Below are 13,500 nucleotides of genomic sequence, written 5' to 3'. Positions count from 1 at the left end.
AGGCAATTCATTATTCCCCCTCCGGATTAAGATCACTAAAATAATCCTTTACTACATCTTCCAGATAATCAGGTAAATCCATCCTATCCACACTCTCACGGTACGTATTTTCATAATTTCCGTATACTTCTTCATAGGAGCGCAGTGTACCCTTAAGTACAGGAGCCTCAGGTGCTGTTTGCTGCTGTCCACTACCTTCACCTAACTCGCCATAATCATTTTCTACAGATTCATCCCCATCTATTTTTTCGGGTATAGTTAACTCACGGGAACCCTGTCCAACACCAGCTCCCGGTCCAGATCCTGTTCCACTTCCAGATCCACTGCCACTTCCGCTTCCGGAGCCTGACCCATTTCCGGACCCACTTCCGGATCCTGATCCGTTTCCATTACCTGACCCTTCTCCATTTCCATTTTGACCTTGGCCACTTGAATTTCCATTACCATCATTAGATGATTGCCCATCTTGACTTTGGGAATTTCCATTATTTTGATTACCAGGACTTTGAGAAGCAAAAGAAAGCTGACTAGCGTTGGATAATCCTGCATCCGTCATATTTTGATTTAATGAACTTGCCAGCTGCTGTAATTTCTCTTGGGAATTTGCTAATTGATTTAAAGATCCGGTACTATTAATCAGGTTTTCAAGCTGTTCTTCCATAGAAGCCAAAAGATTTTCTATTTGGTCCTCAGTCAGTTCAGAAATATTATTTATTTCATTTCCTGTTACCTCAGATAGCAGGTTTTCTAATGTTTCCTGCTGTTGCTCAGACAATGCAGGCAGCTTTTCCTCCAGTTTTTTGATTGCCTCCTGCATCTCTTTAGAATCGCCCTGGTTCAAAGCATCAGCCAGATCTTTAAATTCATCTGCTGCTTTAGCAAGTTCCTTCAATTGTTGCTCATTCTTTGAAGCTTTCTGTTTCTTTTCTTCCAGGCTTGCTTCTTTTTCCAATAGCTCCGCTAATAATTCATCACTATTTTTGATGTCTTTTGTTTGCTTTTCCAATTCTTCCAATTGCTCATTTTCTTTTTCTTCATCGGATAATTGCTTAATTTCCTCTTTTGTTTCTTTTGCTATTTCTTCATCTTTCTCCTGCTGCTTTGCAATTTCCATAACATTATTTGGATAGATTACTGATAAAGCTGCTATTATACAAAGAAAAGCTATCATAACTATTTTTTTCCCATGAAATAATTTAAGCCTTCTATTTTCTTTATCCGGTATAGATCTTTTCATATGCAATAATGCATCACGACGCTGTAATCGACTAAAATCAGATTCATCCTTTAGATAAGTTAGTGCTGTCTTTACCCTATCTTCAGAAACATAATTATCATATAAAACTGCAGCATGATAATTATCAGGTTTCTTAATAAAGGCTGTGATTATGGAAAGAAGTATAATAATACCAGCCAGGATGATCATGATTTGATTAACATATAAAAGTACAAAAATCCGTGCAATTAACGCAATAAGAAATACTGTAATTCCTGACAGTAATAAGCCTGTATGAAAATAACGAATGTAATGTTCGATTAGTAGCTTTCGTTTGGTTAGCTTTAACATTGATAAAAATTGCTTAATCTCATTCACCCTCAGGCAGCTCCTTTTTCGCTTTCATTTTGGGACGAAGTTTTTTAATGCTAATAAACAAACAAATGAAACTGATCAGTAAAAATGAGAGAACAAAACCGGTTATTAAGGAAAACTCTATTCCGGACATACTGTTTATTTCATTTGTAACACCTTCCTCAAACGAAGCAAGTAAAATGATAAACGGATTAAACATCGATGTAATGTACGGCATAACAGAAGTTTGATTTAAATTTTGAAAGTTGACAAACTGCATTCCAATCATCGTTAAAATAGCAGTTCCAGCAGTAAAGAACAACGTGATTCCATACGTAATTATTGTAGCTATAATTGTTTTTCTAATTAATGTAGAAAACAGGATCCCTATACTTCCAATTGCCAGCATGGTGATAAAGTATAACCCGAATGTTGCTCCAAGCAAAGCTGGTGAAACCCCACCAAAAAGAAATACAATACTGTATAAAGGAAGAGAAGCGACCATCATTAACAACAGATAAGCAATGGATGAAATAAGCTTACTTAGGATGATGCTTGTTGACGATTGTGGGGTGGTAAGTAAAATATTTAAGGTTTGGCGTTCCCGTTCCCCACTGATAACTCCAGATGTTAAACCAGGCGTCATAAACAGGATTAATGCCATTTGAACAAAGGATAAAACCATAAACATTGTCCTGCTTTGTTCCGGACGAAATATTGCTGAAGCATTATAGGAAAAAACGGTATTCATTAAAATAAAACCAATTGCAATACCGCCTAATGCAAACAAATAAAAAAATACGCCTAAAAAGCTTTTAAATGAACGAAAGCGGAGTTTGATTTCTTTATTTAACACAGGGTTTATTAATAATGACTTCATGAGAAATCCACCCCTTTCGTAATTTCCAGAAAGACATCCTCTAGGTTTGATTCTTCCTGACTAAAGCTTAAAATGGGAAGTTCCTGATCAAGTGCCTTTTTTAATAATGCAATTTGTTCTAATTCACTTCCGGTAAAGGCAAAGGTAAATGTATTTTCATACCTTTCATGTTTGGTAATTGTTGATACTTTTGGATCATCCTCGAAAAGTAAAATTGCTTTTTCAATATCTGTTGCAAGCTTTACATTGATCACTTTATTTGCCTGTAATTGTTGTTGTATGGAAGCAACAGATCCGGATGCTACCAGCTCGCCATTCGTTATAACACCAATTTCATCACACATCTCTGCAAGTTCCGGAAGTATATGTGATGAGATAATAATGGTTTTCCCCATATTTTTGAGTTCTTTCAATATTTCTCTCATTTCAATTCGTGCACGTGGATCCAATCCTGAAGCAGGTTCGTCTAAAATGAGAACCTCGGGATCATGAATGAGTGATCGCGCCAAACATAGCCGCTGCTTCATTCCACGGGATAGTAAATCAACATAATCATCTTGTTTATGTGATAGATTGACAAGCTCTAATAACTGAGGAATCAGCGCTTGTCTTTCACTTTGCGGGATCCCATAACTAGCTCCATAAAAATCGAGATACTCAATTGTTTTAAATTGATCATATACTCCAAAAAAGTCTGGCATATAGCCAATATGATTACGAACTTTCTTTGGTTCTTTTATCACATCATATCCATTAACATAAGCAGCACCGGAAGTTGGGGCAAGTAATGTGGCCAGGATCGAGAAAGTCGTTGATTTCCCTGCACCATTATGACCAACAAATCCAAAAACCGTTCCCTTTTCAATTTTGAGATTCAGTGAGTTCAATGCTGTAAATGAACCGTATTTTTTAGTCAAATTTATTGTCTCAATCAATTTTTGTACGCTCCTTCCAGGCTGATCGCAGGAACACGAACCTCAGGGTTATCCATATTGGCTTTTTCAAATACAATTACAATTGAGCCATCTTCTGACAGAAACTCATTTGCGTTTTCCTCAACTGTAAATGAACGGTCATCTAATGGCAGAAATTTGTCTTTTTCAGCATTGAAGATGGAAAATGCAGCACTACTTGTTTGCGGCAGATTTAGCTCAAGCTTATTAATATTTAAATCGTCCTTTTTAATCTGGTCAGGTAATCGGTAGGTCAACTGGTATTTACCTGCTTCAACCGCTACAAAATTGTCTCCCTCTACCATTCCATTATGAAGGATGTTTGCATTCGTTCCTTCCAAAACAGAAAAATCAGTTTGCAGCGTTTTTTCTGTTAGAGTAAAATCACCATCAAGTGATGGAATAACCTCAACAGCTTGAGTAATTAATGTCAATGAAGTAGAATCTGCCTGTTTCTTGTCCATTTCAACGTTGATCATGGAATCATTAGTAAATCCTGCTATTAAAGGCTGATTTAGATTAGATTGATGAATTTTATGGTTCAACATAATATTTAATAACTCCTGCTTTTTCCAATCACTTAAACCTTCCTGATTAGCAGGACCGCCTCCACTGCCATAAACGGAATTAGAAGCCCCGGGAAATACAGAAGATATAACAGTTGACCTTGGAGCACTAACCAGTGTATCCGATTTATCAAGCTCCAGTGAAACATCCGTGCTTTCCCCTGCATTTATCCCTCCAAGCGAATATGCTTTCCCTCCGGATAGTAAAAATGCCTCATCCAGGTCAAGTGAAAGTGAACTATTTACTTTACCGACAAGCTGCTGGTTTTCAATCTTTAAATCTGAAGTTAACTTACCCATATCAATTGATTGAATATCACCGGCAGCTGAACGAATGGACCAATATTCAACATCATTAAAAGTTAACTTTGTCTGTTCCTGCCCTTTTTCAATCATGGCATAATCCAACTTCATATCATCATAACGAAAATCATTACTGAGTGGGAATGGATTAAATCCTTTTGGCTTAACTGTTAAAGCATAGTCTCCCCCACTATTTGTTAGAATCGATACTGCCCCATAACCACTTGCCAATCCGGTATCATCAATGGCAAGTACACTAATATCATTTGTTTGAGAACCAGCTATTCGATCCTTTGCTCCAACAATGAAAATACATATTGTCGTGATCAGTGCAACAGTTGGAATAATCCACCATGAACTTTCCCGTTTATCAAATTTTTTCAAAATAAAATAGAGACCAGGAATTAGAAAAGCCAGATAAATAACAAATAGGACAATTAATACTGTCAGTGGTAAAAATGATGATGGAAAGGCATTAACTATATTTCCCATTTGATTGGATAGATCTTCCATCATATACCGCTGCTGGCCATGGATGTCTTTGTCAACCGTTTTTTGAAGAACATCTCCCCACCAAACTGAATAAGGTTCCCATGTTGATAAAGTCTGACTCCCAACATTAAAAGCAAATTGTGTAACCTCTCCAAGCCCAAAACTTTTATTCAATACCATTGGCAGAGAATCCTCAGCATATTGGACTTTCGAATTCTCCACAACGTCTCCAGTCACAATTTCAACTTTGCTAAAGGAAGGAGTTTGTTCATCTTCCGCTGTTGATAAGAAATTCAGATCATCAAATGATGTTTGATCATTTATATGTAAAAGAGATAATTCATTAATTTCACCAAGCTGCTGGGATAATCCCGGATTACTTCCAATCATTAAATGTCCACCGGATCTAATCCAGTTCTTAACAGCTTTCTGTTTCTCCACAGAAATATTCGATAAATTATAATCATTAATCAGCAGAACATCAAACATTTCAAGGCCAATAGCGTCATTTGACAGATCATCTTCCTCAAGTGTGATAAATTCAATAGCTTCTGCATTATACTTTGTTAGCTTTAAAAAATTCAATGAATCAGGTGAATCACTTAATACTCCCATAACCAGGCGATTTTCCGGAAAAAAACCAGGATTGAATTTTTTATCTGATGATAGCTTGAGTTCTTTTCCTTCTTCCCAGCCCCCTTTATAAAAACGAATAAAGGAGTCCTTATTACTCTGTTGCTGCTGGTAATAAAAATTATCACCATGCCCCGGAACAGAAACCTTTATCTTTTTCTCCTCTCCTTTTGGAAGCTCAACTGGAACAACAATATTCCCTTGTGTGCTATAGTTTGGATTTGAAAATATAACAAGGTCACCGGAAAGGTCCTCGCTTTGATTCGTTAAGGTAATCGTCATCGGAAACCCTTTGCCAATTTGCACCTTCCCATCGATTCCGTATTCAATCGAAATGTCAATATTCTCCTCTGCCGATACACTTTGCGGAATAATGAGACATATTAATATAGAAATAAAAATGAACAAACGTATGTATGATTTCACAAAACTTCCCCCTTGTAAAACTACTTACCAAAATAATTATTTTTTGAAATATAAGAACTATACTAGCATAGAATATTTAGAAAATATATAGTAGTGAGAAATACTAAGAAATTATCTAAATGACTTCTAAGACAAGGTTTCACCATCATATAACTAATAATAACGAGAGGAGACGTTAGATGAGACAATTTGACTGGCAAATGCTGTTATTTGTTGGAACTTCCCTGGCACACGACTATTGGATAATCTGGGGGCTTCCAAGCGTTTATTTCTGGGATGTTAAGCGGAAGAATATAAAGCAAATAAATGAAAACGATGACGATGAAATAAATGCAGCATGAGTACGAAAGTTTAAATTACTTTTGTTCCATTTTAATCAAATACTTGCTACCTTCACGAATACTAAGTTTTGGCAGCTCATGGTTTGCAATAAATTGTTTAACTGACGCTGGATTTGTCTTAGAATATTCTCTTAACGCCCAGCCAATTGCTTTTTGAATAAAAAAATCCTTGCTTGCTGCATTTTTTAGTATATATCGATATAATAATTTTTCATCTGTCACTTCTTTATATTTTAATTGAAAGAGAATTGATGAACGTCGTAGCCATAAATCATCTCCATACGCCCATCTCTCAATTGTTTCCGGAATTACCTCAGGGAAATCCCTGGCTATCTTTCCAACAGGTTTCTGGGCTAACATATCAACCGTATCCCACCAGGATTTTGTTGTGATCAGTTCTTCCATAAGAGGTAGTTCCTTTTTACCTAATTTTTTCATAGATTTTTCAATATAATCAAGCGCAGCATTCTGATATTCTCTCTCTTCTTTTTCCCATAAGGTTAAAACAAAATCTTTTTGAAAAGATCGTTTAAGTATTCCGCTTTCTTCGTAAAAAATTCTCATGATTTCTCTTCTTTCAGGTGATTTAATACCCAGAAAGGGAAATTTATTTTTCATATATTTTTGCATTGGTATCCCATTTTCTGTACACCGATTCTCCTCAAATAGTCGTATTAAATATTCCAAAGTCTTTACCTCCTCTTCGTCTAGTAAAATATTGTAAAACCAATTACAATAATCATAATATCTGCACAAATATGTATAATCCATGAGGACCATATTGTTCTATTTTTTTCATTTACCTTATGGAATACCAAGCCAATGATCCAAAGTCCCACGAAGCATAATAGGATTAACATTGGGCCAAACCATAGCATGATCATAGGTATATGGTAAATTGCAAATAGCAACGGACTGTAAATGTATGCTCACTTCCTTGGTAAGTTAAAAAATATAAACCCTCTAAAGAAGTATTCTTCAATAAATGAATTACCGAATGATATATATAAGCCAACGAAAACGAATCCTGCTGCATTAAATTCCAATCTGTCAGTTAAATCTTTTTTTATCAGAGCTACATCAAAAAAAGGCAGTAAAGACAAATAGGCAATTAGCACAATACCCGCAGAACTTATCCCTAATAACAGTAATCTAATCCAATCTTGCTTCTCCATTTTTTGAATAAGCAACACATCTTTAAAACGGAAATCTTTAAATATCCTTATATAAATCCATATAGTTAAAAAGAATAAACAGATTTTAGAAACTGTTTTAATCACATAATTAATCTCCAACCCATGTTCGATGAAGGCTAAAATAATACAAGTTATTAATGTGCTAATTACTATAAATTGAAATCTTGATTTCATTCTATCACCTAGCAATCTGTTAAAACTTTCCTTCATATTAACTCAGGAAGGGATCCATCTACTACAATTAAAAAAGGATCCCTCTAACTTAGTTATCAAACAAATTCATACTCAAATACCGCTCACCTGTATCTGGAGCAATACATAATACTCTCTTTCCTTTACCTAATCGTTTCGCAATATCAATCGCTGCAAATATTGCTGCAGCACCTGACAATCCGATAAACAATCCTTCCTGCTGAGCAAGGTTTTTGAACATAGTAACTGCGTCTTCATCGTGAATCTGCATGATTTCGTCATAAATACTTGTATTCAATATTTCGGGTACAAATCCAGGGCTAGTTCCTACCAGCTTATGTTTACCAGGTTTTCCACCTGATAATACCGGTGATCCTTTTGGTTCCGCAATCGCAATATGTAATCCTGGTATTTTTTCCTTCAATACCTCACCTGTGCCCGTAACAGTCCCACCAGTTCCTGCCGTACAAACGAACGCATCAAGTTTTCCATTCATTTGTTCATAGATTTCAATTGCAGTAGTAGTTCTATGAATATCCGGATTTGCCATGTTTTCAAATTGTTGTGGAATAAAGCTTCCTGGGATTTCCTTTTGAATTTCTATTGCTTTTTTTATTGCTCCAGGCATTTTTTCTTTACTCCGGGTTAAAACAACTTTTGCCCCGTAGGCTTTAAGTATATTACGCCTTTCTGGTGTGCTGTTATCAGGCATTACGAGTATGGCCTGATATCCCCTGGCTGCTGCATTCATTGCAAGTCCGATACCGGTATTACCGCTTGTAGGTTCAATGATCGTATCCCCTGGTTTAATTAGACCCCCGTCCTCAGCAACTTTTATCATATTATATGCAGCACGGTCTTTTACACTTTTACTTGGATTAAGTGATTCCAGTTTCACAAAAATATCCGCTGCTTCATCTGGAACAAGTTTATTTAATTTTACAATTGGTGTATTTCCAATTAATTCGGTTATATTCTCTACTACTTTCATAATCTAAGACCACACTCCCTTTTAGAGGTCGTTCAAAAAGTCCGGTAAAAATGACTCATCGAATTTCTTCGTTAGCGATAATGGATCTTCTACTAAGTTCGCCCACGTCCTGTGGGCAACGTAGAAGTCAGCACATCCTGTGCAAGCCCTTTCCTCGCGTATTAATTGCATACGTTCCGGTACTCAAAGCTACGCTGCCTCGAACTTCTCGGTCTTTTTATCCTCCTTTTGAACACGTACTTTAATCCAAATTTATTCCCTAATTTTTAGCCGACTATCAAGTGTAATGTCCTCATTAATTTCCAGTATTAATCTTAAAAATTCCTCCTGGTTTACAGGTGAAATGGAAATAACATCAAACCGGCCTGAGACCAATTCAATCTTGTCCATGGATAAGGCAGGGGCCGTAAACGGGTTTTTCTTTTTCTTTATAATTTGTATATTCTTCACAGGTATCTTTAATCGAATTGGGCCATAGCGCACTCGAATCATATCATCATCTATTTTATATCCAGTACTGAACCAAAACCAGAGTAATAATGCTGCCAGTGGCAGCATAAATACCAATGCAAATAGTTCACCATTGACAATTGGGATAACTATTGCCAATAATGCGATGCCCCATATAATCATTGTAATCCATAAATCTCTCTTCGACGGGAAATACATTCTTAAATTCCTCCTGCACTAAGCCTGAATGAGTTCCTTTTCATTATAGCCACTTCCTTCTAAATTTTCAAAAACCTGTATCGTATTTGATACAGGTTTTCTAGTTTCAGGATAATATATTAGATATTTTTAGTTTCCAGGATTTGTTTTCCTTTCTCATAAAACTGTTTCATATCCACCTCCGGTACAAGTGCTCCACCAGTTGACCATGCAATATGTGTAGCATTTTCCAACGCTTGAGCTGTATAGTTAGTCTTACTAATACGCTGAGGGCCAATTATACCAGCAGTTGCCGATGGTTCAACATTAATATCTTCATAATCATAGAGCAATGCAAGTAGTTTATATAATTCATCATCCTCCATTGTGTAAATACCGCTGATAAGATGTTTACTGATCGATGTAGCAAAGCTTGATGGCCTTCCGACAGCTAACCCGTCTGCTGCAGTAAGATTATCGATACCAAAGTCCTGTACACTGACTTTATTCATTTTACCTGTCAGTAATCCAATTAACACTGATGGAGAATGAGTTGGTTCCACAAAGAAACAGTGTACATTGTCGCCGAATAGTTGTTTTAATCCAAATGTGATCCCGCCTGGAGATCCGCCTACACCGCATGGAAGATAAACAAATAATGGGTTATCCTTATCGACCTTTATATCCTGTTTCTTTAATTGCTCTTCCAGCTCAAACGCAGCTGTGCTATATCCTAAAAATAAATGCTTCGAGCTCTCATCATCAACAAAATAGCCTTTTGGATCAGCTAATGTCTGCTTCCTTCCAGTGTCAATTGCTACACTAAAGTCCCCATCGAACTCAAAAACCTTTGCACCTTTCTCACGGAGCAGGTCTTTTTTCCACTGTTTGGCATCACGGGACATGTATACAGATACATTAAAGCCAAGCTTTGCACTCATTATTCCAATACTTAATCCAAGGTTTCCTGTTGAACCTACACCGATGGAATACTGCTGAAAGAATTCTTTAAATGATTCAATTTGGAAAGCTTCATAATTTTCTTCCCGATTTATTAAACCTGCATCGATAGCTAATGATTCTGCATAGTGAAGTACTTCATAAAAACCGCCTCTTGCTTTTATTGACCCGGCAACCGGCAGTTCATTATCACATTTCAGATATAGATTACCGTTTATTTTTGAATGATAGTTTGCTTCCAATACTTCTTTCATTTTAGAAATATTTTTCAATGGGGATTCGATTATTCCATTGGTATGATTCAATTTCGGAAGCGCTTTCTTTAAGAATGGCGCAAAACGGATCCACAACTTTTCAGCTTCAATCATATCTTCTTTTGTTAAAGGCAATTCTGGAGTAACTTGAGCTTCTTTTAAATCTGGATTCAGCCATACGGTTGGCTCCAAATCCATAATTTCTTCTAATAAAGGAAAGCTTTGTTTATAATTATCTATTTCCTTTTCTGTAAATGCCATATATCTTCACCTGCTTTCACTTCTATCCTATCATTTATATATATTTCCACCCAATAAAAAGTATAAAAGCCAACATCCATTTACTTCATTAATTTAGGCTGTTTTCTTTTAGATTGGGACTACGCACAGCTCGTCCCACCGACTGTGATTACTCGCCCCACCAAAAGGCTTGTTGTTATCTACCCCGAACTAGATGTAAAGGATGACACAGTGAAAATTCATTTTAGTGACGTTTATTTTCCGTTCTAATGATGTTTGAGTACTTGGAATCTAATTTTTAATCCTCGTATTGAATATAAACTGCAACGTATCTGCTGGGTTGTTTTCCGCTGCGGACCGTTGCTTTACGCGGGCACGGCTTCAGCCTCCTCGAGAAACCCACTCTGCGGGGTCTTCAGACACGTGCTGTTCCCGCAGGAGTCAACGGTCCTCCGCTCCAAACAACTGCCAAAAATGTGCAAGTATTTGTTTGAATTAATCAAGAACTTTTTAAAAAATCACAAAACACTATTCGAGCGGAGGAAACACATGAAGACTCCAGCGGGAGGATAGGCATAGGTGAGACCCCGCAGTGCGTAGCACGAGGAGGCTCACCAGCCGCCCGCGGAAAGCGAAATGTGTTTCCGGAGCGGTTAATGAGAACTACTACTATTGATTCTACGTCGTCTTATATAGAAGCTACGAAAGTTAAAAAGTAACAATATTTTGGCGGGGCGAACGAAGTGCAGTCCCAGGATTTATGAAAAGAGCGTTAATTTATTAATACGCTGCTTTAGCTTTTCGATGTAATGATCACTCAGAATTCCTTCAGCTCCACGGATAATTTCTGTTGCATATTTTATTGTAGGTTTTGTCTCATCTGCTTTTTCAGTTCCGATAAAAGTAATTGCCTCAATTATTTCACTGTTATTTAATTGAAGAGAAACAACCGCTGGACGATAAGCATTTACAAAAACACCTTCCCGCTCATACAAATAATCCATAGCATCAACAAGGATTTTATAAACAACCCCCTCAATTATTTCTCCGGGTGATTCAATAATATCTGCCTTTCCTCCATCTGATGAGCTTCTGGAAAATCTAAATCCATGGTTATCCAGAACCCCTTTACCAGAAACCGATTGGAAATAATGCTGAACATTTGCGAGTTTAAATCGGTCATCATCCATACATGAACCATAAGCAAAATAGTATAAAGGCTTATTTTTCAGGTATTGGTAGACCTTCCAATCACCAAATGGAATAGTTAAATTGGAATCTGCTAAAGACTTCCCTGTTATATACGTTATCGCTTCAAGTTTTTTTTCGTTATCAACATGTACTGTTACCGTTTTACGCTCATACAAATTATTGGGGCCATCCTCTGTATATCCTTCCAATTGATTAATTGTTGCTAATTGTTCATCTGATACTTGATATACTTCCCCGTAAATTTTCTCCCCGTTTACCTCTTTCATAACCGGATAGCCCTTTTTCGTATCAAATAATTTCCCATGTATCCATGCCTGTTCATATAAACAAACAGCCTTATTTAAATAATGATGGTTTTTCTCATTTTTTCGTAGTGTGCCGTAAACAAAAATAGCTTTCAATATATCCCTCCTCTCGTTGCCCGTTAATAAAATTATAACCCAAGTGATACAAAGCACAAAGAAGAATTAAACTATTTGCTACACTAATATTGTTTGTATATTTTAAAAGGGGATGTTCTGTTTGTCTAAGGAAAAATTAGCTTTATCGGCGATTATATTAACCTATTTTTTAATTGTTTTTGGTGGGTATGTAGCATCATCTGAATCTGGGATGGGCTGTGGACCCGATTGGCCGCTTTGTAATGGTGAAGTAATTCCGGAATTACAAGGAGATACTTTAATCGAATTCGGGCATCGGGTAATTGGAGCCATACTCTTTATTATGACGATATTATTATTTATTAAAGTGAAAAAGGAAAATAATAGACTAGCAAACAAAGTTGCCAATTATATGCTTGGATTATTGACGTTACAGCTGATCATGGGTGCAATCGTTGTATTTTACCATTTACCATCATTTATTATTACCCTGCATTTACTAATTGCCATGATTTTCTTAGGTTTGCTGATATGGTTTTGGCGATATGAAGTGCCATACACTTATAACAAATATAGTGAAGGCTTTGTAATGAAACGGCATTTAAATATACTCATTGCACTACTATTTTTCACAATGGGAATAGGTGCATATATTAAACATCAGCATTATGGATTGGCATGTGGCTGGCTTGATTGTGGAGATACGATCTTACCTGCATCCATTCCGGAGTTATTACAAACTGCCCACAGGCTATTGGCAATTATTACTGTGATTTATATTTTGTATATTACGTATAAGGTTCTATCAATGAAACTTACTATTTTAAGAACTCGTGTGATCCTTTCATTAATGGTTATACTCGCACAACTTATAATTGGCGTAATGACAATCCTGTCATTTGTAGCAATTTCATTTGCTGTATTGCATTTAGCTGCAGCAACATTACTCTTTGCAATTATTGTGGAAGCCAGAATAGCTATTGAAAATTAACCTGAAACAGAACTCATTCTACATGACATGGGTTCTGTTTTTGTTTCAGTTAACACAACACCTTTATACCCCTGCCACTTTTCCATATACCCATACACCGTATTCCTGAAAACATGAGGGGTACCCCTATATACCGCGTCCGGGTATAAAATATATCTGAGTTCTCAACATTAAATAATGAATATTTATACACTATAAAAAATGATGAAGTAAAATAAAAAAGCTCCTGCATGTGAGTGCAGGAGCTTTTTTCTACAGCTATTAGTTTTGGT

At 36.5% G+C, this 13,500-nt stretch carries 13 protein-coding genes; 2 read left to right on the top strand and 11 right to left on the bottom strand.

Going from position 1 to position 13,500, the window contains the following annotated elements; all coding sequences use genetic code 11:
- Positions 1 to 10: 10 nt before the first annotated feature.
- The 4 genes from CIL05_RS11165 to CIL05_RS11150 are packed head-to-tail and all read right to left on the bottom strand — an operon-like array spanning position 11 to position 5,823.
- The gene (locus tag CIL05_RS11165; protein WP_095655618.1) at positions 11 to 1,594 is read right to left on the bottom strand and encodes a DUF8809 domain-containing protein; all 1,584 of its coding nucleotides are present in this window, start codon (positions 1,592 to 1,594) and stop codon (positions 11 to 13) included.
- The gene (locus CIL05_RS11160) at positions 1,587 to 2,450 is read right to left on the bottom strand and encodes an ABC transporter permease (RefSeq protein ID WP_095655617.1); all 864 of its coding nucleotides are present in this window, start codon (positions 2,448 to 2,450) and stop codon (positions 1,587 to 1,589) included. The genes CIL05_RS11165 and CIL05_RS11160 overlap by 8 nt, the downstream gene beginning before the upstream one ends.
- Positions 2,447 to 3,385, bottom strand: a complete 939-nt coding sequence (locus CIL05_RS11155) for an ABC transporter ATP-binding protein (RefSeq protein WP_095655616.1) — start codon at positions 3,383 to 3,385, stop codon at positions 2,447 to 2,449. Before CIL05_RS11155 ends, CIL05_RS11160 begins: the two co-directional genes overlap by 4 nt.
- Complete coding sequence (locus CIL05_RS11150) at positions 3,382 to 5,823, bottom strand: DUF8725 domain-containing protein (RefSeq protein ID WP_095655615.1); 2,442 nt, start codon at positions 5,821 to 5,823, stop codon at positions 3,382 to 3,384. The genes CIL05_RS11155 and CIL05_RS11150 overlap by 4 nt, the downstream gene beginning before the upstream one ends.
- Positions 5,824 to 6,002: 179 nt before the next feature.
- On the opposite strand from CIL05_RS11150, the gene CIL05_RS22230 reads away from it, so the two are divergent.
- Positions 6,003 to 6,164 (top strand): hypothetical protein, encoded by a 162-nt coding sequence (locus CIL05_RS22230; RefSeq protein WP_165769109.1) that lies wholly within the window; start codon positions 6,003 to 6,005, stop codon positions 6,162 to 6,164.
- A gap of 15 nt (positions 6,165 to 6,179) precedes the next feature.
- Here CIL05_RS22230 and CIL05_RS11145 read toward each other — a convergent pair whose 3' ends face one another.
- From CIL05_RS11145 to CIL05_RS11115, 7 genes are all read right to left on the bottom strand, one after another.
- Positions 6,180 to 6,851, bottom strand: coding sequence for a DNA alkylation repair protein (locus tag CIL05_RS11145; protein WP_276245342.1), 672 nt, complete (start codon positions 6,849 to 6,851; stop codon positions 6,180 to 6,182).
- 20 nt (positions 6,852 to 6,871) lie between these two features.
- Complete coding sequence (locus tag CIL05_RS22925) at positions 6,872 to 7,087, bottom strand: CPBP family glutamic-type intramembrane protease (RefSeq protein WP_369126507.1); 216 nt, start codon at positions 7,085 to 7,087, stop codon at positions 6,872 to 6,874.
- 6 nt (positions 7,088 to 7,093) lie between these two features.
- Positions 7,094 to 7,444 carry a hypothetical protein gene (locus CIL05_RS11135; protein WP_095655612.1) on the bottom strand — a complete coding sequence of 117 codons (351 nt, stop codon included), beginning with the start codon at positions 7,442 to 7,444 and terminating at the stop codon, positions 7,094 to 7,096.
- A gap of 178 nt (positions 7,445 to 7,622) precedes the next feature.
- Positions 7,623 to 8,543, bottom strand: a complete 921-nt coding sequence (cysK, locus tag CIL05_RS11130) for a cysteine synthase A (RefSeq protein ID WP_095655611.1) — start codon at positions 8,541 to 8,543, stop codon at positions 7,623 to 7,625.
- A gap of 252 nt (positions 8,544 to 8,795) precedes the next feature.
- The gene (locus CIL05_RS11125) at positions 8,796 to 9,212 is read right to left on the bottom strand and encodes a PH domain-containing protein (RefSeq protein WP_095655610.1); all 417 of its coding nucleotides are present in this window, start codon (positions 9,210 to 9,212) and stop codon (positions 8,796 to 8,798) included.
- Positions 9,213 to 9,331: 119 nt separating this feature from the next.
- On the bottom strand, positions 9,332 to 10,666 hold the full coding sequence (gene dsdA, locus CIL05_RS11120) for a D-serine ammonia-lyase (protein ID WP_095655609.1): 1,335 nt from the start codon (positions 10,664 to 10,666) through the stop codon (positions 9,332 to 9,334).
- Between the two features lie 737 nt (positions 10,667 to 11,403).
- Positions 11,404 to 12,258 (bottom strand): gamma-glutamylcyclotransferase family protein, encoded by an 855-nt coding sequence (locus tag CIL05_RS11115; protein WP_165769108.1) that lies wholly within the window; start codon positions 12,256 to 12,258, stop codon positions 11,404 to 11,406.
- Positions 12,259 to 12,379: 121 nt separating this feature from the next.
- Here CIL05_RS11115 and CIL05_RS11110 point away from each other — a divergent pair, with 121 nt between their 5' ends.
- Positions 12,380 to 13,228 carry a COX15/CtaA family protein gene (locus CIL05_RS11110; RefSeq protein WP_165769107.1) on the top strand — a complete coding sequence of 283 codons (849 nt, stop codon included), beginning with the start codon at positions 12,380 to 12,382 and terminating at the stop codon, positions 13,226 to 13,228.
- Positions 13,229 to 13,500 lie beyond the last annotated feature (272 nt).

Source organism: Virgibacillus profundi, from assembly GCF_002287375.1.
GTDB classification, from domain to species: domain Bacteria; phylum Bacillota; class Bacilli; order Bacillales; family Amphibacillaceae; genus Virgibacillus_K; species Virgibacillus_K profundi.
This window is presented reverse-complemented; position numbering and strand designations above follow the sequence as displayed.

Excerpts from the sequence above, each read along its gene's own strand:
- CIL05_RS11160 (WP_095655617.1), bottom strand. The coding sequence starts at position 2,450 with ATGAAGTCATTATTAATAAACCCTGTGTTAAATAAAGAAATCAAACTC.
- CIL05_RS22230 (WP_165769109.1), top strand. The coding sequence starts at position 6,003 with ATGAGACAATTTGACTGGCAAATGCTGTTATTTGTTGGAACTTCCCTG.
- cysK (WP_095655611.1), bottom strand. The coding sequence starts at position 8,543 with ATGAAAGTAGTAGAGAATATAACCGAATTAATTGGAAATACACCAATT.
- CIL05_RS11125 (WP_095655610.1), bottom strand. The coding sequence starts at position 9,212 with ATGTATTTCCCGTCGAAGAGAGATTTATGGATTACAATGATTATATGG.
- dsdA (WP_095655609.1), bottom strand. The coding sequence starts at position 10,666 with ATGGCATTTACAGAAAAGGAAATAGATAATTATAAACAAAGCTTTCCT.